This is a genomic window from Salinisphaera orenii subsp. orenii MK-B5 (assembly GCF_003788635.1).
In the GTDB taxonomy this organism is placed as follows: domain Bacteria; phylum Pseudomonadota; class Gammaproteobacteria; order Nevskiales; family Salinisphaeraceae; genus Salinisphaera; species Salinisphaera orenii.
Genome location: NZ_AYKH01000007.1, coordinates 38,860 through 57,406 on the forward strand (window position 1 = coordinate 38,860; position 18,547 = coordinate 57,406).

Sequence of the window (18,547 nt, forward strand, 5' to 3'; positions counted from 1 at the left end):
AGACCGTATCGACGGTGTCCGTTACCGCCCCCTCTCAGTAAGGCGGCCGGTCGCCTCGGCGTGCGGGTGGCCGGCGCGATTCAGGCCGAGTCGAGTGTCGACGCGGGCAGCAGGCCGCGGCGCCCGCTCCGGCGCCCGGCGACGAATCGCCGGACAGGTCCGGAAGCGGTGACTCAGTCCTGGGTCCCGGCGTTGCTCTCGCGGCGTTCCTCGACCTCCGGCGGCATGAGATTGCTGTCCGTGCTGCCGAAGAACAGGATCGACGAGCGGTCGAAGTGCGAGAACCCGTAGACCGGATCGCTGGCGTCCTGCAGCGCGCCGGTCTCGGCGTCGTAGAAGGTCAGCCGGAACTTGGCCACGCCGGTGCGCTCCTTGCTCTTCCAGAACGAGATCTCGGGGGTTTTGAACGGCCCGGCCAGCGGGATGGGCACGGAAGCGCTCGGAACGCCGAGGAGTCGTTCGCGGCGATCGATCGACAGCGCGCCGCTGCTGACCTCGGCGATGGTGTCGGCCTCGTCGGCGCTGGCTGCGAGGTTGTATCCCTGCTTGAGAATCGCCGCCCGGATCGCGCCGATGGCATAGCTGGACTGATAGTCGTCCGACGAGCCGAAGTGGTCGGTGTTGACGAACACGGACGTGCCCGCCGGCAGATTGGGCGAGATCCGCTGGCTGGCTTCGTCGGCCGCGGTGGACAACAGCAGCTGGTGGCGTGCCGTCTGGCCGGGTTCGGTCTCGCGGAGGGTCGTGCAGCCGCCGAGGAGGACGGCAATGGCCAGGAGGAGCAGCGGATAGCGGATCATGGGCGTTTCTCGTGCGTGGTTGGGTGCCACACTAGCAAATACGCGCGGCAGGGCGCGGTCGGCGGTGGCAGGGATCGCCCCGCCGCGCCGGATCGACCGTGGGTTCGGCGCTGTCGCAGCGCGGGTGCTACGGATTGCCGGCTCGCCGGGCGGCAGGCATCGTGCCGCGTATCATTTCCTCCGTCGCCGTGTCCGCCCATGAACCAATCCAGCTGGCTCGCCGGCGACCTCGGATCGCTTATCGGCGTGGTCGTGTCGGGCCTGGTCATCTACGCCGCGCTGATGCTGTTCACCCGGTTGGTGGGCCTGCGCAGCTTTTCCAAGATGTCGGGGTTCGACTTCGCCATCACGGTCGCGCTCGGTTCGGTGATCGCATCGACGCTGCTCAACGACAAGCCGCCGCTGGTCACCGGCATCGTGGGACTGGCGGTGCTGTACGGCATTCAGTATACGATCGCGCGGCTGCGGCGCTCCTGGCCGGCTTTCGCCCGGCTGATCGACAACGAGCCGCTCCTGCTCATGGTCGGCGAGCGCATCCTCGACGATCATCTCACCATGGCCCGGGTCACCCGGGACGACCTGCGCGCCAAGCTTCGGCTGGCCGGTGTCACCCATCCGAGTCAGGTGCTGGCGGTGGTCATGGAGACGACCGGCGACGTGGCGGTCATCGAACGGCGCGAATCGGTGGACCCGGACCTGTTCTCGGGCGTGCGCGGTCGTGAACTGCTGGCCGGCGTGCTCGCCGAACAGCCGACCTTCGACGCCCGTCGACAGACGTCGCGCAGCGCTTGATTCCGGACGCGCCGACGCCATTTAAGAGGTTGAGCGATGGGCTCGTTATCAGAGAGGGCATCTCGATGAATGCACTGCGCACGACCTTCCTGCTGGCCGGGTTGACCGTGCTTCTCGTGCTGGTCGGCAACGCGCTCGGCGGCACCGGCGGCATGGTCATCGCACTGGGCTTCGCCGTGGCGATGAACTTCGGCAGCTACTGGTTCTCCGACCGTCTGGTGCTGAAGATGCACGGTGCGCGCGAGGCGGGCGCCGACGAAGCGCCGGAGCTGCACGGCATCGTCCGAGAGCTATCGCAGCGCGCCGGTCTGCCGATGCCGAAGGTCTACCTGATGGAATCGGCCACGCCCAACGCGTTCGCCACCGGTCGCAATCCGACGCACGCCGCGGTTGCGGCCACCACGGGCCTGATGCGGTTGATGAACCGCGAGGAACTGCGCGGCGTGCTCGCGCACGAGCTGGCGCATGTGCGTCACCGGGATACGCTGATCAGCGCGATCGCGGCGACCTTCGCCGGCGCGATCGCCATGATCGCCAACATGGCGCAGTGGGCCATGCTGTTCGGCGGTTTTCGCGGCAACGACAATCAGGGCGGCGGCATGCTGGGCGGCCTGGCGATGATGATCCTGGCGCCGATCGCCGCGACGCTGATCCAGCTGGCCGTATCGCGTTCGCGTGAATATGCCGCCGACGCGGGGGGCGCCGAAATCGCGGGTAGCCCGCGGGGCCTGGCCAGCGCGCTGCGCAAGCTGGAACAGGCCAATCACGCCCAGCCGATGCAGTCGGCCGAGCGTAACCCGGCCAGCGCGCATCTGTTCATCGTCAACCCGCTGAGCGGGGCGAGCGTGTCGAAGCTGTTCTCGACCCATCCGGCCACGGAGGAGCGGGTCCGTCGCCTGGAGTCGATGGCCCCGGGCACGCGGGCGCGGATGTAGCCGCGGCCGGCTGACGAAGCCGGTGGCTGTTTGGTCAGCATGTCGTTCGAACGCCGCGCTGGACGCCGCATGTCGCGTTCAGCGCGGTGCGGCTCGGATTGCGAGGGCTGCCGATCGGAATGTGCGGGGCGACAGGGCGGTCGTGGCGGATGACTCATCGACCGCCCGTCGACGGACCAGACGCCCCGTAAAATTCGCTGGACGCGGCAACCGAGCCTTGCCGCAAGCGGGCGAGCGGGGCGCTGCCACAACGCTTCGTCCGGGTGCGCAACAGTGTCGGCGCGGGCTCGGATGCAGTCGACGGTCTAATACGGCCCCGCGCCGGTCGCGTTCCGGCGTTCTCGGCGCAGACGCTCACTCAGATCGTCGGCGTTGCGGTCCAGCCGGCGCGCCTCCGATGCGCTGTCGAGTCGCTCGCGGTTCTGCTCCAGCTGCCGGGACAGGTTGTCGCGCTGCCGGCTGCGCGAATCCAGGCCGCGATCGAGGCTGTCCGACCCCGCGCGCCCGGCGGGCGTGCGGTGGTCGTTCAACCCGGCGGCCAGCGCCGGCGCCGTCACGACGCCGGCGAGCGACAGGATCAGGATCAGGCTCGTGCGGCCTCGGTAGCGCATTGGGACCTCCCGCGATATCGGCGTCCGTCCGGGCGGTTACGTCGGCGTGCGCCGGCGCGATGCGGCGCGGCCGCCGGCCGCCAGCGGCGAGCTGCCCGCTGACGGGCTTCAGCCGCCGCTGATGTAGTGCTCGAGCTGTTTGATGAGAAAGCGCTGTTCAGCAATCACGGCCTTGACGAGGTCGCCGATGGACAAGACTCCGATCAGCGTGTCGTCCTCCATGACCGGCAGATGGCGGAAGCGCTTGTCGGTCATCAGGGCCATGCATTCCTCGAGGGTTTCCGAAGGCTCCGCGTAGGCGACGTGCGTGGTCATGACGTCGCGGACCGCGGTCTCGCGGGACCGCCGGTTCTCGAGGGTGATCTTGCGCGCGTAGTCGCGCTCGGACAGCAGGCCGACCAACCGCCCGCCGTCGAGCACCAGGACGGCGCCGATGTTCTTGTCGGCCATGAGCTTGATGGCGTCGTAGACCGTGTCGTCCGGGGCCACCGACCACATGTCGGTGTCCTTCTCCCGCAGCAGATCCCTGACCCGTTTCATTTATCTCTCCAGCGCAGTTCGGTTGTCGGCTCGAGTCTAGAAGGTCCGCGCCCGACGGTATAGCGCGGCCCACCGGACGGGACAGCGCTGCGCGCGTATCGGCGGCGTTCGGGGCACGATCTCCGAGCGCACCCGAGGCTCGTCCGGGCCCCGGGTGCGTCGGTCACACCGGATCTAGTCGGAAACGACGCTGAGTTCCACGCGCCGGTTCTGGGCGCGCCCGGCGGCGGTCTCGTTGGTCGCCACCGGCTCGGACTCGCCGTGGCCTTCGGTCGCCGTGATGCGGCGCGTGTCGATGCCGGCATCCATCAGATACGTGCGCACCGATTCCACGCGGCGCTGCGACAGGTCGAGGTTGTAGGACTCGGAACCGATGCTGTCGGTGTGGCCGTCGATGCGGAACCGCACGTCGGGACTGGCCTCCAGCGCGTCGACGACGTTGTCGAGGCGGTTCTCGGCGGACATCGTCAGATTCGACGAATCGAACTCGAAGGTCACGCCCTTGAGCACGATCGGCGACTGCTTCTCGATCGGGCAGCCGCGGGCATCGACTTCCACCCCGCGCGGGGTGCCCGGGCATTCGTCGCGGCTGTCGGGTACCCCGTCGCCGTCCGAATCGCCGTCGGTCTGGGCGATCTGGTCGCCGCACTCGGCCCGCATTTCCTTCTTGGGCGCGTTGGGCGTCTGCCAACAGTTGCCCTCGGCATCCTTGTAGACGTTGCCGTCCGGGTCGACGACATAGGCGCCGCCGTCGTTGTCGGCATCTGCGGAAGGCGGTGCGGCGGTACAGCCGGCGAGTGCGATCGCCGCCGTCGCCGCCAGGGCCAGGCCGCGCCAGTCGAAAATGGTTTTCATCGCTCGTTCTCCCTTTATCGCTTGTTGTTCGTCGAGAGCGGCCGCCGCGCGATAGATCCGCCGGCGTCCGATGTTCCCTCTCTTGTTTTTCGTGTCGTTCTGCCCGAGGGCAGCACACGATCGAATACCATGTTTCGTAGGGTCGCGGCAATCGTCGGGATGGGCGCGGCCGCGCTTCGGTCCGGGTCAGTCGGGCGCGATCGGTCCGGGGCGGCGGCCGGCCCGCCATGCGATCGCCCAGATCGCCAGGCCGCCGAGCGCGAGCACGCAGCCGACGATGCCCGTCGAGCGCAGGCCGAAGCCGGCCGCCAGCGCCAGACCGGCCAGCCAGGGGCCGAGCGCGTTCGCGGTGTTGAAGGCCACGTGGTTGAGCGCGGCGGCGAGATTCTGGGCGTCGCCGGCGACATCCATCAGCCGGGTCTGCAGCACGGTGCCGAGCGCGCCGCCGATGCCGATGCAGAACACGTCGACACTCAGCAGCCAGACGTTGCCGGCGACCAACGGAAACGCCGCCAGTGCCAGCGCGCTCCATACCAGCAGCCCGCCGGCGGTGGGCATGAGCGCGCGATCGGCCAGCCGGGGCAGCACGATATTGCCCAGCGTCATGCCGACGCCGAAGATCGCGAGCACGGGCGGCATCCAGCGCTGGCCGACACCGGTGACAGCGTCGAGCGTAGCGGTGAGATAGGTGTAGACAGAGAACATGCCGCCGAAGCCGATCGCACCGATCGCCAGCGTCAGCCAGACGGCCGGCCGCGCCAGCGCGCCCAGCTCGCGCAGGGGACTGGCCTGGGCCGCAGCCCGATCGTGCGGTGCGAACAGCAGAATCAGGGCCGCGGCGAGCAGCGCCAGAGCGGCGATGACCCAGTAGCCGGGCCGCCAGCCGGCAAGCCCGCCCAGCCAGGTCGCCAGCGGCACGCCGACGATGGTCGCGGCGGTCAGGCCGAGCATCACGTAGCCGACCGCCTGCGTCCGGCGCGCCGGCGCGACCACGTCTGCGGCCACAAGCGAGGCCAGACCGAAATACGCGCCGTGCGGCAGGCCGCTGAGAAAGCGGAAGCACACCAGCCAGCCGTAGTTCGGCGCCAGCGCGCTCAGCGCGTTGCCGGCTGCGAACAGCAGCATGAGGATGAGCAGGAGCGGCTTGCGGGCCATGCGCGCGCCCAGCACGGTGATCACCGGCGCGCCGAAGACGACCCCGAGGGCGTAGGCGCTGATGATGTGACTCGCCGTGGACGGATCGATATCCAGACTGGCCTGAATGAACGGCAGCAGGCTCATCGTCGCGAATTCGGTCGTTCCGATGGCGAAGCCGCCGGTTGCCAGGGCGATGAGCACGAAAAGCGGATTGGTGGGCGTCTGGGACATGGCGCAGGGCTCGGCGGGAGCGAACTGGGAGTGGCGCGATCGATTCGGCGGGGCGCGGCGCCGGCCTGTGCGAGCACGGCACGATCGCCGCGACGGGGGCGCATCGATGCGCACCCCGGCCGGCCGTCCAGTCTAGCCCGGCCATTGTTGCGTTGCGGTAAATGCGGTCGTGACGCCGCGGCATGGGTCGGCATCGCCGCCGGGGTGACGCGCACGCCGCGGGCAGCGATGATGAGGGCACCACGACACACTGGGCTGGCCATGCGCTGCGCCGGAATCGCTCTACTCGCCGTAATCTGGCTGACCACCGGATCCGCGCTCGCCAGCCCGGTTGGTCTGGTCTGGCGGGTCGAAGGTGCCGAGAACCATGTGTATCTCGCCGGCTCGATGCACATGCTGCCGCCGCGGGCGTATCCGCTGCCGCCGCCCTACGAACGCGCCTATGAGGCGTCTGAACGGCTCGTGCTGGAGGCCGATCAGGCGGCGCTTCAGCGGCCGCAGGCGCGCGACGCCCTGCTGGCGGCCGCCCGCTACGACGCGGGCGACCTGCGCTCGCACGTCGGCGAGGAGTTGTATCGGCGCACGCGGGCCGTGGCGCGCGATCAGGGGCTGTCGATGCGGCGGCTGGACGGCTATCGGCCCTGGTTCGTGGCCATGGCGATCGAGATGCAGTCCTACCGGGCGGCCGGCTTTCGCCCGGACCTCGGCCTCGACGGCCATTTCCACGAACGCGCGCTCGCCGACGCCCGCCCGGTCCAGCCGCTGCAGGCCATCGACGCGCACCTCGCCATCGTCACCGACATGCCGGCATCGCTGTCGCGCGACCAGCTCGCCATAACCCTCGACAGCGCCGACGAACTCGCACAGGCGCCGGCCGACATCTATGCCTACTGGCGCAACGGCGACGCGGCAGGGCTGGCGGCCTCCGTCGCCGAACAGGCCGACGCCTACCCGGCGCTCTACGACCGCCTGATCTACGATCGCAACGAGGCCTGGCTGCCGACCATAGAGCGCCTGCTCTCGCGATCCGGCAACGCCCTCGTGCTGGTGGGCGCGGTTCATCTCGTCGGCCCGCGTGGTCTGGTCGAGCGGCTGCGCGCGAGCGGACACACGGTCACCCGCGTGGAGTGACGCCGCTCTCGGCGGCGGCGCGGCGTTAGACCCGCGTGGCGATAGTGGCCCGATCTGTCGATCACCGCGACGCCCGCGGCCCGTCTAAGCCCCCCTCCACGCCATGACCGGCCGGGCGTCGCGGTCGGATCGGAGCCCGTCCTGGCGCGATCGTCCAACGTCATCCCTTTCGGTCTCCAGCGATGCGGGGCCGGGACCGTGGCTTCGGTGAGCACGCCGGCCGCGGCCTCGGCGGATTGCAGAGGGCGATGGCATGCATGGCCCGGACGGGGTTGTGCCGCCGCCGGCGCTTGCGCATCGATATGGGCACGCGTTACGGCGCCGCGTCGACGTAGGGTGCGCGCAGGCACCGCGGCCTCAGAACAGGCGCCGACCGCCCGGTCTGCCGGACAGGTGACGTCCGAGACGAACCACATCCCTGTCAGCTGTCGTCACGATCCCGATCCGAAGCTGATTATTACGTGCTTATAAGCCGTTCGGTCCGGCTAGCCCCGGGTCGGATCGTGGGCGGAAAACACCCGCTGATAGGCGTAGATATAGGCGCCGAAGAAACCGGCGGCGATGTAGAACGGGGCCGCGAGCATGCCGCCGCCGAACAGCAGACCCGCGAACAGGGGGCCGATAGCCCGCGGCAGCTGGATGGCCACGCTGCCGGTGCTGACGGCGGCGCCGCGCCGGTGCGGGCGCACGAGGCTCACGGTCAGCGCCTGCCGGGCCCCGGCGGTGCCACGGTTGAGCGCCGAACGCGCGACGTGCAGTGCGGCGGCCATCCAGAAGCTCGGCACCAGCGGCAGCACGAGCAGGATCGCGAGCCCCAGACTGCGCATCCAGACCACAGCACGGACCACGCCGATCCGATCCACCAGCCGGCCGGCGAACAGCGACGAGACCGCGGTGACACCATAGGCGAGCGCCATGACCGGGCCGATGTCGGCCGGTCCGCGCCCGAAACGCACCGCGAACCAGTAGGTCATCAACGGCCCGACCAGGCCGATGGCGATGCCGTTGAGCGCGTTGACGCCGAACAGCCAGCGCATGAGCGCGTTCTCGCTTCGCCGGGTCGCGCGGTCGGCTTCTGCGTCCGCGGCCGTTCTCGCTGTTGTAGCTTGTAGCGCCGCTGCCGGTGCGTCACGCGCGAGCGCGATCAGGACCAGACAGACGAGCGAGCCGGCCAGCACCAGCGCGAACAGGGGTCGGTAGGCCAGAGGGCCCGGCAGCAGCTCGCCCAGCAGGGCCGGGCCGGCCCCGAGCAGCGCGCCGATGCCCATGCCCGAGAACCCGATGGCCATGTTCAGGCTGTACACGCGGCCGCGCTCGCGCCGGGGGAGGGCCTGCGACAGCCATGACAGCTCGATCGGTGCGAAGGGGCCGCTGCTGCCGTTGGCGCCGCGCCCGAAGCCGCCCACCACGGCGGCGATCGCGAGTGCGGCGGGCGCGGCCGTGCACAGGGCGGTGACCGCCGCCGCGGCCTGTGCCGCCTCGTAGGCGAGCAGAAAGCCGCGGCGGCCCAGACGGTCACTGGCCGGGCCCAGGGCGACGATCAGCGCGGTATCGATCAGCAGGCCGGCCGTGAACAGCGCCCCGATCGCCGGCGCCGACCAGCCGAGTGCGTCCAGATAGAGCGCGAAGGCGACGATCAGCGCACCCTGGCCGACGCTTCGCGCCGCGCGCGCAGCCAGAAGCAGACGGGTATCGCGGGGCAGGGTCGTCCAGCGGCGGCGCATGCGGTGTCGGTGGCCGGGCAAGGACGAAAGCCTAGCACCTGCACCGGCCGCCCGGCCCCGGCCGCAATTGCGTAGGGCCTGTTAACACCTCATGCGAACACCGCGTTGGGGACCGCAAATCGTGTTCTACAAGGCGCGAGTCGACGATCCGAGTTCGCCACGATCTAGACTGGCAACGCCGCAGAGCGCCCCTGGTCGATTGTTCATGGGAGGACCAGCGCTTCGGGCCAAGCGCCCATGAAATGAACAAGATGCGGCCATCCCGCGTTGTCGCACGCGGGCGCAGAGTGACCGCGCGGCGCGCACGACGTCCCGTCTTGCCGCCCATGGTCGATTGTCAGGAAGCGCTTGGCGTGGGGTCGTGTGAAGTGGTGACAGGCGCTAGAGTGGCGCGGTCTCCACCGGTTGCATTTCCATGTCCGACGCCTTACGCGCCCTGCGGCCCATGATTGCCGTGTTCGCGCTGCTCCTGCTGCTGTGGTGGGGGTTCGATACGCTGCTCGATCGGCGCGCCCGGCCCAACAGCGGCCTCGTGACCGGCGCCGGCGCGCCGGCGCGGTTGGTGCTGGAGGCCGGCCCGGGCGGCCATTATCGGGTGCCCGGCGAAATCAACGGCCAATCGGTGCAGCTGCTCGTGGATACCGGCGCGAGCCACGTCGCCGTGCCCGGTCATATCGCCGACCGTCTCGGCCTGGAGCGCGGGCCGGGTATGCGCGTCCAGACCGCGGCCGGGACCGTGCGCGCCTATGCCACGACGCTCGACCGGATCGAGATCGGCGGCCTGGCCGTGCGCGACGTGCGCGGTTCGATCAATCCGTCGATGGACGCGGACTTCGTGCTGCTGGGCATGACCTTCCTGCGGCATGTGGATCTGCGCCAGGAGAACGGGCGGCTGATCCTGCAGGCGCCGGGTGACGCCTGAGGGCAGGCCCGGTCCCAGACGACGCTCGCAACGCCGGCCGCGACCGGGGCGAAGGCTGTCGAGGCCGCCGGGATATGGGCTGCAAAAGCCCGGGCCGAACGACGTGACCGCTCGACGCGCGCCCCGGGCAGCGGCTCCGGATCGCGCCGTGCGGTCGCCGCGGTCGCCGCGGTCGCGCGGCCGTGTCGCTGCCTCGGGCGCCGCGGCAATGCAGGCACCGGCTCGGGCAGCGCTTCGGGCCCGAGCCCGCCCCTGTGCGGCGCTTGAAACAGGCTTCGGCTTGGGTAATGCTGAACGACTGGAACGAACCGGAGCGAGACCATGGCGACCGGCTGGGCGCGCGAAGGCGCGGTACAGGAACAGATCGACAGCACCGTCGCGGAAGGCGTGGAACTGGCACGCAGCCGGCTGGGGCAGACCGGCGAGAGCCTGAGCGAGTGCGAGGAATGCGGCGATGCGATTCCCGAACGCCGGCGCGAGGCGATCCCGGGCGTGCGCCTGTGCGTGGCCTGTCAGGAGGCGGCCGACGCCGAGTCGCGCGACAGCTCCGGCTTCAACCGTCGGGCGAGCAAGGACAGCCAGCTTCGATGACTGATCTGCCGTTGATGCGATTCGTCTGCGAGATCGACGGCGAGGAGCACCTGATCGATGCCGACAGTCCCGAGGTCGCGGCCTGCCGCGTCGCCGAGGCCCATGGCGGACAGGCGGCGCCGGGCGGGCGAGTGGTCGTCAACGTGGCCGAGGCCAACGAGGCCGACGTACCGCTCATCGCCGGCACCGACTACACGGTAGCGCTCGACGCCGACGGCGCCCGGGTCGAGGAATGAGCGCCCGCGCGTGAGCGCGCGCTCACCGTCGCACGCCTACCAGGGCAGCCGGTCGAGATCGACGTTGCCGCCGGTCAGGATCACACCGACGCGACGCCCGGCGAAGACTTCGGCATGGCGCAGGATGGTCGCCAGCGGGACCGCGCAGGACGGTTCCACGACGAGCTTCATGCGCTGCCAGATCAGCCGCATGGCCGCGACGATCTCGTCTTCCTCGGCGAGCAGTATGTCGTCGACCTCCCGGGAAACGAATTGCCAGGTCAGCTCGCCGAGCGAGGCCTTGAGGCCGTCGGCGATGGTATCCGGCGCGTCCTCGATCAGGCGTCGGCCGGCATCGAGCGAGCGCCGAGCGTCGTCGGCGTTGGCGGGTTCTGCGGCGATCACGCGGGTCGCCGGCGACAGCGCGCGGCAGCTCAGCACGGTGCCGCTGATCAGTCCGCCGCCGCCGATCGGCGCGATGACGATGTCAAGATCGGCCACATCCTCCAGCAGTTCCGCCGCACAGCTGCCCTGACCGGCGATCACACGGGCGTCGTCGTAGGGCGGCACGACGTTGGCGCCGCTGTCGGCCACCACGGCGTCGAGTGTGTCCTGGCGTGCCGCGTTGCGCGGCTCGCAGAACACGATGTGCCCGCCGTAGCCGCGCACCGCCTCGATCTTGGCCCGTGGTGCGGTGTCGGGCATGACCACCGTGGCCTCGATGCCGCGGCAGGCCGCCGCGCGCGCAAGTGCCATGCCGTGATTGCCGCTGGAGTGGGTGGCCACGCCGTGCGCGGCCTCGGCATCGCTCAGCCCGAAGACCGCGTTGACCGCGCCGCGAGATTTGAATGCGCCGGCCTTCTGGAGGTTCTCGCATTTGAAGAACAGCCGCGCGCCGCTCATCGCATCGAAGGTCGCACTGGTGAGTACCGGCGTATGGTGGGTCCAGGTCGCGATCCGTTCCCGGGCGCGGCGGACGTCGTCGAACGTGGGCGGGGTCATGGCGAACTCGAATGCGATCGGCCGCGCCATTCTGCCCGAGCCGTCGCGCCTCGGGTGGAGGCGGGGCTATCGATCACGCGCGGACCGCCTGCGGCAGGGCGCCGGTTGCGTGCCATCACATCGCGCTTGAATTGCTGGACTCGGGCGCTCTAATAATGGCTTATCGCCCATGCACCGGCAGCGCGCTGCCCGAGGATTTCATGAACGACCCATCGAGGATGTCGCCCGCGAGCGAGGACATCGACGGCCAGACGCCGGCGGACGCGGCGCGCACGCTCAGCGGCCGATCGCCCGAAGAGATCCGCGCGCTGCTGGCGCAGATGCCGCACGAGGAGGCGCTGGCCGTGGCCGCGCAGTTGTCCGGCGCGGCGAAAGAGCAGGCGGCCGGCGCCAGTACGCAGGCCGCCGCCTCGGATATCGATGCGCGTATCGACGAGTTGGTGGTGCCGGCGCCGGCGATTCTCGAGTCGACGAAGACCGCGGCCGAGGCCGTGGCGTTCCTGGTCGCCAGCGAGTCGGTGGCCGAGATCACCTACATCTTCGTGGTCGACGCCGGCCGGCTGGTGGGCGTGGTCGGCATGCGCGATATCGTCCTGGCCAAGCCCGGTCAGCGTCTGGCGGAAATCATGGTCGGCGAGCCGTTCGCATTCAAGAGTGGCACCGATATCGATGCCGCGGTGCGCGCCGCACTCGCCCGGCATTATCCGGTCTACCCGGTGGTCGACGACGAGGGGCGTCTGCTCGGCAGCGTGCGCGGCTGGCAGCTGTTCGAACGCGTGGTCGTCGAGGTCTCCGGCCAGGCCGGCGCCCAGGTCGGTGTGTCGCGCGAGGAACAGGTCACCACACCGATTCTCAGCGCGTTCCGAATGCGCCATCCGTGGCTTCAGGTGAACCTGCTCACGGCCTTCGTCGCCGCCTTCGTGGTCGGCATGTTCGAGGATACGATCACTCAGATCGTGGCCCTGGCGGCGTTCCTGCCGGTGCTCGCCGGTCAGAGCGGCAATACCGGCTGTCAGGCGCTGGCGATCACCCTGCGCGGGCTCACGCTCGGTCAGCTGGACGAATACCCCGTGGGCAAGCTGCTGCGCAAGGAGATTCTGCTGGGCGCGCTCAACGGCTTCGTGGTCGGCATCGTCGCCGGTGTCGCCATGTGGCTCTATGCCTCGATGTCGGGCGAGGCGAACGCGGTCATGCTCGGCGTGGTGATTCTGGTCGCCATGCTCGGCGCCTGCACCGGCAGCGGCATCTTCGGCGTGGTCGTGCCGCTCACACTCAAGCGCTTCGGCGCCGATCCGGCCATGGCCAGCAGCATCTTTCTGACCACATTCACCGATATTCTCGGCATGGGTCTGATGCTGTTCCTGGCCAGCTGGGTGCTGCTGTGACGAACGCGGGCGAGGGTATGACACGCCATCGTCCGTGACATCGCTGCCGGTGGGCCACGCGTCCGGGCGAGATCGCGCCGACGGTTGCCGAGGTCGCGCTGCCGTGGGACTTCACGCGGGCTCGCGGCGGTATCCAAGCTAGGTGGTGTCGCCGCCTGGTGGGGCGGGACGCGCCGCGCCTGCGGGCACGCGGGTCGCAGGTCAGCTCCGCCGTGCGCGGTTCCGGATTCGCCGCTGCGCGGCATTGCGTTCGCAGGGTCGGCGGTATCGCGCTACCCGCGCATCGCTTGCCGCTGGCCGGCCGCTCCGGTCCGGCGGACGTGTGACGTAAGTCGCATGGGCGCGACGACGGCGTGCTGCTAGCGTCGATCTGCACGTCCGCACGGGGAGATCCCATGACCGATATCGCTATCCGACGTCTGCATCTGCGTCGGTGTCTGCTGTCCGCGATGACGGCGCTGGCCTTGACCGCGCCCGCGCATGCGGCCACGACCTCGACCACGCATATGATTCAGAGCAGCGCCGACGCTGACGTGCGACTGCACGTGCGTGAACGCGCCCCGGCGGACGACGCAGCGGCCAACGGCGAGGCGGTGCTTTTCGTCCATGGGGCGACCTATCCCGGCCATACCTTCGACACGGCGCTGGCCGACGGACCCAGTTGGATGGCACGGCTGGCGGAGGCGGGCTATCGCGTCTACGCGATGGACCAGCGCGGTTACGGCCGTTCCACGCGGCCGGCGGCGATGCAGGCGCCCGCCGAGGACAATCCGCCGTTCGCCCGTGCCGAGGATGTCATCTCCGACATGGGCGACGTCATCGACTTCATCCGCAAGGACAGCGGCGATGAGCGCGTGGATCTCGTTGGCTGGTCCTGGGGCACGGTCACCGGCGGCATGTTCACCGCCCGGCACGGTGACCGGATCGACCGCCTCGTTCTCTATGCGCCGGTCTACCGGCACGACAATCCGGCCTGGACGGAAAAACTCGCCGATCCCGAAGCGCCGTCGAAGCTGGCCGACGTCGGTGCCTATCGCACCGTCACCCGGACGCAGGCCGACGAGCGCTGGGCCGCACAGATCGACGCCGACGATCCGGCCGCGTGGCGCGATCCGGCGGTCTTCTCTCGCTGGTACGACGCGATGATCGACATGGCGCCGGGCGAAGCCGAGGACGACGTCATCAAGGCGCCGAACGGCGTTCTGGTGGATCTGTGGGAGATATTCAACGGCCGTGCGGTCTACGACGCCTCGAAGATCGAGGTGCCGACGCTGGTCATACGGGGCGATGACGATCCGACGGCCACGGACGCCGACGCGCGCGGGCTGTACGCGGCGCTCGGTGCGTCGATCAAGCGTTACGTGGTGATCGGCGACGGCACCCATTTCCTCAATCTCGAGAAGCACGCGCCCCAGCTGTACGCGGAGACGCAGCTGTTCCTCGACAGCGACTAGATGCGGTCGATGCGGGCCGTGCGGGCGGGGCCGGGGGTCCCTCGCAACGTTCGAGTTGTCGCCGCCCGCGGCCTCGGCCGCGCCACGTGGCGATACGAGCGTGGGCCATGCGGGATTGCGGCTCGGGCCTATCGAGCGTGGATATCGTTCGACGTGCGCCGACCGTCCGGATCAGTACACTATCCAACCGTGTCGCGCGATGCGGCTCTCGAATCCGAGCCAACCACGCTGCGGGCCGAGCAGGCTCACGGGCGCGCGGCGCAGCAGGGTCGGCGAGGCTGTGCTCCCGCGATGCGGCCCGATAGCCTCCGTCGCCGCCCACGTCTAGGCGGCCGGAATCGGCGGCCACGCGGCTCGCGTTGCGCGGGGTGCCGAACGGCCGTGATTCAGCCGGATTCGGCCGCGCGTTCGGCGACGAACACCGCGTGGTCCCGACGCACGCAGTCGGCGTAGGTGAAGGCCAGGTCCACGATCATCTGCTTGAACGACTCGCGGCGCGTGTCGCAGCGGTCGAGCACCGCGCGCGAAAAATAGGCCGGATCGTCCGGCCGCAGGGCCTCGGCGCCCTGGAGATGTTCCCGGGCCATGATCCGGCCCCACTGACGCGCCAGTCGCCGATACTGCTTGAAGTCGCGGATTTTGTGGGTCGGGAAATCCTTCTTGTAGGGCGAGCGTTCGCGCACGGAGAAGACGGTATCGTCGAGCGTCAGCCAGCCGATGTACTCGTCCGGATGATTGGCCAGTGCCTGGAAGGCCAGCGCGTGACGGTGCGCCTCGTGATCGAAGCTGCGCCGCCACAGGCGTTTCTCGCGGGCGTTCATCACGCGGTAGGCCGGCGGCGGCGTCTGCTGTTTGATGTCGAGGATGAGGTCGTCCTCGAGGCGGTCGCTGGCGCCGGCGATCAACGCGTAGTAGCGCGACAGGCCGAGGGAGCCGGTGCCGGCGTTCAGACGTCGGGCGACGTCCTTGACGCGCAGATGCGCGGCGGAGAGTTCCCGGCCGCCGTTGCGCAGCGTCTCGGGATATTGTTCGCGCAGCGCCTTGAGCAGCTGGCTGCGCTCGGCCGCGGACACGGCGCCCATTTTCTTCGTGTCCAGATTGAAGCGGCGCTCGCCGTCCTCGACCACCGTCCACTTCGCCAGATAGCGCTTCGGCCCCCGCTTGTCGAGCACCTTTTGCATGAAGGGCCCGAGGGGCTTGTTGATGTAGGTGACGTGGATGTCCTCCGGGCCCGTGCCGGCGGTGTAGGCGGCCAGCGTGTCCAGATACACGCCCAGCAGATGACGGATGGCGCGGCGGGCCTGCCCGGCGGACAGGCCCGCGTTTTCCTCGGCGTCGAGCACCATGCTCGCGGCATGGCGCCACAGGTCGTACTGATAGTCGCCGATGACCGCGTCGTCGAAGTCGTCCATGCCGTAGTGCACGCCCTGTCGATCATCGCCGTAGGCGCCGTGGTTGTAGACGTGGGCGTCGCCCTGCAGCCAGGTCTGGGTGTCCCGCAGGCCGCCGAACATATAGATGCGCCAGTCCTGCCAGACGTCGCGCCAGAACAGGTGGTTGGTGCCGCGGAAGAAGCGGTAGGGCGTGCGTTCCATCTTGCGGTACTTGCGCTCGCGATCCGCATCGGACAGGTGGCGATTCTGGGTACGGAGCTCGTCGAGCACGAGTTCGCTGCGCGCGGGCCGCATGAAATGAAACGTCATGAAAGCGTGTCCTGTGGCATGGGGCGTGTTCCGGCGCGTGCGCGAACGCGCGTGGGCAGGCGAGCTGCCGGAATGGCTCGGTAATCACGATACTTGAATCGTGTGGTGGATGCAGCGAGTGCGTCCAGTCATGCAGCCGAGCGTCTGACGGCCGTGGAACGAACCGGCGCTTTTTCGTTTCGAGGGCGTGTGCTCGGGTGCGCGGGCGGCGGCACGCCGAGACCGCACGGGCCGACGTGGCCGCGGGTCCGGCCAGGGCAGCGGGATCCGGGCGTGGCCACGAGCCGGTGGAGCGTACGTCGCGGCGCTCACTCCGCCCGTCGATGGCGCCACCCGAAAGCGCCCGATCGGCGACGGCCGCCGGCGCCCCCGTGCCCGGGGCGCCGGCGTTCGCCGGTCCTCAGGCGATGGTGTCGACCACGCCGCCGTCGACGCGCAGCGCCGCGCCGGTCGTCGCCGAGGCCTGGGGCGAGGCGGCGTAGACCACCATGTTGGCGACCTCGTCCACCGTGGCCGCGCGCTGGATGATCGAGCTCGGCCGCTCCTTCTTGACGAAATCCGCGGCGACCGCCTCGATCGACCGGCCCGACTCCGCCTGGCTGTCGGCCAGCATCGACTGCACGCCCTCGGACAGCGTCGGGCCCGGCAGCACGGCGTTGACGGTGACGCCGGTGCCGGCCAGCCGCTTGGCGAGCCCGCGGGAGACCGAGAGATTGGCGGTCTTGGAAAAGCCGTAGTGGATCATGTCGGCGGGGATGTTCAGACCGGATTCGGAGGAGATGAAGATCACCCGGCCCCAGCCGGCCTCGACCATGGCCGGCGTGTAGGCGCGCGACAGGCGCACGCCCGACATCACGTTGACGTCGAAGAAGCGCTGCCATTCCTCGTCGGGAATGTCGTAGAAATCGTGGGGGCCGAACAGCCCGACGTTATTGACCAGAATGTCCACGCGCGGCTCGGCCGCGACCAGCGCGTCGCAGCCCTCGGCGCTGCCCAGATCGGCGGCGGCCCCGCGGGCGTCGGCCTCCGGCACGGTCTGCTTCAGGTCGGCCAGGGCGGCATCGACGCGCTCCTGTGCGCGGCCGTTGACGATCACCGTCGCCCCGGCCGTCGCCAGCCCCTTGGCGATGGCCAGGCCGATGCCGCCGGTCGAGCCGGTCACGAGTGCGGTCTTGCCGTTCAGATCGATATGCATTGCATGCTCCACGAAAGATGATCCGGCAATCATGGGGACGAATGCCGTGATGCGCCAGGTGCGAGCCTCAAGCGGTGTTCCACGCCTCGGGCCGCGCGAGGCCGGCGCGTGGCCGCCTGGCCCTGGATGCGGCCACGCGCGACGGTTCGGCGGCCGGAATCCGCGCGACTGCCCGCCGGTTTCGGTTTTCCGGTGCTTGTTCTAGACTCGAACCGATCGCTCGCGGCGCATCCGCCGCGGGCCCACGACACTCCGGGGGATCTCACGATGCGTTTCAAACTTGTACATACCCTGCTGGCGGCCGCGCTGGTGCTCGGCGTCGCGCCGCTGGCTTCGGCCAAGACCTTCGTCACCATCGGCTCGGGCTCGACCAGCGGCCTCTATTATCCGACCGCGGTCGGCATGGCCAAGATCGTCAACGAGGCGGACATCGACATCCGCGCCAACGCGCGCTCGACCGGCGCGTCGGTGTTCAACTGCCGGGCCGTGGGCGAGGGCCAGCTGCAGATGGGCATCAGCCAGAACAACATCGCCTACTACGCCTACAAGGGCCGCGGCGTCGAGGCCTTCGACGGCAAGCCGGTCGACAATCTCCGCGGCATGGCCGTGCTGTACCCGGAGACGATCCAGGTGCTGGCGCGCGAGGACGCCGACATCGACAGCCTGTCCGATCTCAAGGGCAAGCGCGTCTACGTCGGTGACATCGGTTCGGGCACGGAACAGGACGTCAAGAACGTCCTTGGCGCCTTCGACATGAGCCTCGATGATCTCAAGGCGCCGGTGCGCGGCAGTTCCGGCAGCGCGGTGGGGCTGCTGCGCGACGGTCAGATCGACGCCATGTTCTACACCGTCGGCCTCGGCGCCTCGGCGATCACGGAAGCCGCCCAGACCGCGCCGATCGAGCTGGTATCCATTCCCTCGGAGCGGATCGAGGCGTTGAACGAGAAGTACCCGTTCTATACCGAGATCACGATTCCGGGTGGCACCTACCCGGGCATCGACGACGACGTGACCTCGATCACGCTGAAGGCTTCGCTCGTGACGTCGTCGGATGTCTCCGAAGACGTCGTCTATCAGTTCATGAAGACAGTGTTCGCCGACCACAAGGACGCGTTCTACAACGATATTCCGAATCCGAACCTGAAGAAGTACTTCACGCTGGAATCGGCGCTGGAGGGCATGTCGATCCCGCTGCATGCGGGGGCCGTCCGGTTCTTCGAGGAGCAGGGCATCGAGGTCAAGGACAGCCTGATGCCGCCCTCCTGAGCCCCGGTGGCGTGACACCGGTTCGCACGCTGAGCCCCGACCGTCACGGCCGGGGCTC

Annotated in this window: 19 protein-coding genes; 9 read left to right on the forward strand and 10 right to left on the reverse strand. The window is 69.4% G+C overall.

Annotated features, from left to right (window positions below; all coding sequences use genetic code 11):
- Positions 1 to 173 precede the first annotated feature (173 nt).
- Positions 174 to 800 (reverse strand): DUF6655 family protein, encoded by a 627-nt coding sequence (locus SAOR_RS04955; RefSeq protein WP_123630467.1) that lies wholly within the window; start codon positions 798 to 800, stop codon positions 174 to 176.
- A 198-nt stretch (positions 801 to 998) separates the two neighbouring features.
- Between SAOR_RS04955 and SAOR_RS04960 the strand changes: the two genes are divergently transcribed.
- Both SAOR_RS04960 and htpX read left to right on the forward strand, forming a co-directional pair.
- Entirely contained in the window at positions 999 to 1,592 is a 594-nt protein-coding gene (locus SAOR_RS04960; protein WP_123630468.1) for a DUF421 domain-containing protein, read from the forward strand.
- 65 nt (positions 1,593 to 1,657) lie between these two features.
- Positions 1,658 to 2,527: a zinc metalloprotease HtpX gene (gene htpX, locus SAOR_RS04965; protein ID WP_123630469.1), complete on the forward strand. Its 870-nt coding sequence runs from the start codon at positions 1,658 to 1,660 to the stop codon at positions 2,525 to 2,527.
- A gap of 305 nt (positions 2,528 to 2,832) precedes the next feature.
- On the opposite strand, the gene SAOR_RS04970 is transcribed toward htpX, so the two are convergent.
- The 4 genes from SAOR_RS04970 to SAOR_RS04985 all read right to left on the reverse strand — a co-directional run bounded on the left by SAOR_RS04970 (position 2,833) and on the right by SAOR_RS04985 (position 5,901).
- Positions 2,833 to 3,138 carry a hypothetical protein gene (locus SAOR_RS04970; RefSeq protein WP_123630470.1) on the reverse strand — a complete coding sequence of 102 codons (306 nt, stop codon included), beginning with the start codon at positions 3,136 to 3,138 and terminating at the stop codon, positions 2,833 to 2,835.
- A gap of 108 nt (positions 3,139 to 3,246) precedes the next feature.
- Positions 3,247 to 3,678 (reverse strand): CBS domain-containing protein, encoded by a 432-nt coding sequence (locus SAOR_RS04975; RefSeq protein WP_123630471.1) that lies wholly within the window; start codon positions 3,676 to 3,678, stop codon positions 3,247 to 3,249.
- A 174-nt stretch (positions 3,679 to 3,852) separates the two neighbouring features.
- Positions 3,853 to 4,533 carry an OmpA family protein gene (locus SAOR_RS04980; protein WP_221179878.1) on the reverse strand — a complete coding sequence of 227 codons (681 nt, stop codon included), beginning with the start codon at positions 4,531 to 4,533 and terminating at the stop codon, positions 3,853 to 3,855.
- Between the two features lie 186 nt (positions 4,534 to 4,719).
- Positions 4,720 to 5,901, reverse strand: a complete 1,182-nt coding sequence (locus SAOR_RS04985) for an MFS transporter (RefSeq protein WP_123630472.1) — start codon at positions 5,899 to 5,901, stop codon at positions 4,720 to 4,722.
- Positions 5,902 to 6,162: 261 nt separating this feature from the next.
- On the opposite strand from SAOR_RS04985, the gene SAOR_RS04990 reads away from it, so the two are divergent.
- On the forward strand, positions 6,163 to 7,032 hold the full coding sequence (locus SAOR_RS04990) for a TraB/GumN family protein (protein WP_185015559.1): 870 nt from the start codon (positions 6,163 to 6,165) through the stop codon (positions 7,030 to 7,032).
- Here SAOR_RS04990 and SAOR_RS17385 read toward each other — a convergent pair.
- Entirely contained in the window at positions 6,960 to 7,448 is a 489-nt protein-coding gene (locus SAOR_RS17385) for a DUF4442 domain-containing protein (protein ID WP_425472095.1), read from the reverse strand. The genes SAOR_RS04990 and SAOR_RS17385 overlap by 73 nt on opposite strands.
- A 69-nt stretch (positions 7,449 to 7,517) precedes the next feature.
- Positions 7,518 to 8,756 (reverse strand): MFS transporter, encoded by a 1,239-nt coding sequence (locus tag SAOR_RS04995; RefSeq protein WP_123630474.1) that lies wholly within the window; start codon positions 8,754 to 8,756, stop codon positions 7,518 to 7,520.
- Between the two features lie 415 nt (positions 8,757 to 9,171).
- Between SAOR_RS04995 and SAOR_RS05000 the strand changes: the two genes are divergently transcribed.
- From SAOR_RS05000 to SAOR_RS05010, 3 genes are all read left to right on the forward strand, one after another.
- Positions 9,172 to 9,678 (forward strand): retropepsin-like aspartic protease family protein, encoded by a 507-nt coding sequence (locus tag SAOR_RS05000; protein ID WP_123630475.1) that lies wholly within the window; start codon positions 9,172 to 9,174, stop codon positions 9,676 to 9,678.
- A 321-nt stretch (positions 9,679 to 9,999) separates the two neighbouring features.
- Positions 10,000 to 10,269 (forward strand): DksA/TraR family C4-type zinc finger protein, encoded by a 270-nt coding sequence (locus tag SAOR_RS05005; RefSeq protein WP_123630476.1) that lies wholly within the window; start codon positions 10,000 to 10,002, stop codon positions 10,267 to 10,269.
- Positions 10,266 to 10,505 carry a hypothetical protein gene (locus SAOR_RS05010; RefSeq protein ID WP_123630477.1) on the forward strand — a complete coding sequence of 80 codons (240 nt, stop codon included), beginning with the start codon at positions 10,266 to 10,268 and terminating at the stop codon, positions 10,503 to 10,505. Before SAOR_RS05005 ends, SAOR_RS05010 begins: the two co-directional genes overlap by 4 nt.
- 36 nt (positions 10,506 to 10,541) lie before the next feature.
- Here the strand turns inward: SAOR_RS05010 and bhcB are convergent, their stop codons facing one another.
- Entirely contained in the window at positions 10,542 to 11,486 is a 945-nt protein-coding gene (gene bhcB / locus SAOR_RS05015) for a beta-hydroxyaspartate dehydratase BhcB (protein WP_123630478.1), read from the reverse strand.
- Positions 11,487 to 11,686: 200 nt separating this feature from the next.
- Between bhcB and SAOR_RS05020 the strand changes: the two genes are divergently transcribed.
- Both SAOR_RS05020 and SAOR_RS05025 read left to right on the forward strand, forming a co-directional pair.
- Entirely contained in the window at positions 11,687 to 12,871 is a 1,185-nt protein-coding gene (locus tag SAOR_RS05020; RefSeq protein WP_123630479.1) for a magnesium transporter, read from the forward strand.
- A gap of 395 nt (positions 12,872 to 13,266) precedes the next feature.
- Positions 13,267 to 14,325 carry an alpha/beta hydrolase gene (locus tag SAOR_RS05025; RefSeq protein WP_123630480.1) on the forward strand — a complete coding sequence of 353 codons (1,059 nt, stop codon included), beginning with the start codon at positions 13,267 to 13,269 and terminating at the stop codon, positions 14,323 to 14,325.
- A gap of 386 nt (positions 14,326 to 14,711) precedes the next feature.
- Here the strand turns inward: SAOR_RS05025 and SAOR_RS05030 are convergent, their stop codons facing one another.
- The gene (locus SAOR_RS05030; protein ID WP_123630481.1) at positions 14,712 to 16,028 is read right to left on the reverse strand and encodes a DUF2252 domain-containing protein; all 1,317 of its coding nucleotides are present in this window, start codon (positions 16,026 to 16,028) and stop codon (positions 14,712 to 14,714) included.
- A 400-nt stretch (positions 16,029 to 16,428) separates the two neighbouring features.
- Positions 16,429 to 17,223 carry an SDR family NAD(P)-dependent oxidoreductase gene (locus tag SAOR_RS05035; RefSeq protein WP_123630482.1) on the reverse strand — a complete coding sequence of 265 codons (795 nt, stop codon included), beginning with the start codon at positions 17,221 to 17,223 and terminating at the stop codon, positions 16,429 to 16,431.
- A gap of 267 nt (positions 17,224 to 17,490) precedes the next feature.
- On the opposite strand from SAOR_RS05035, the gene SAOR_RS05040 reads away from it, so the two are divergent.
- Complete coding sequence (locus tag SAOR_RS05040; RefSeq protein ID WP_123630483.1) at positions 17,491 to 18,489, forward strand: TAXI family TRAP transporter solute-binding subunit; 999 nt, start codon at positions 17,491 to 17,493, stop codon at positions 18,487 to 18,489.
- Positions 18,490 to 18,547: the final 58 nt, after the last annotated feature.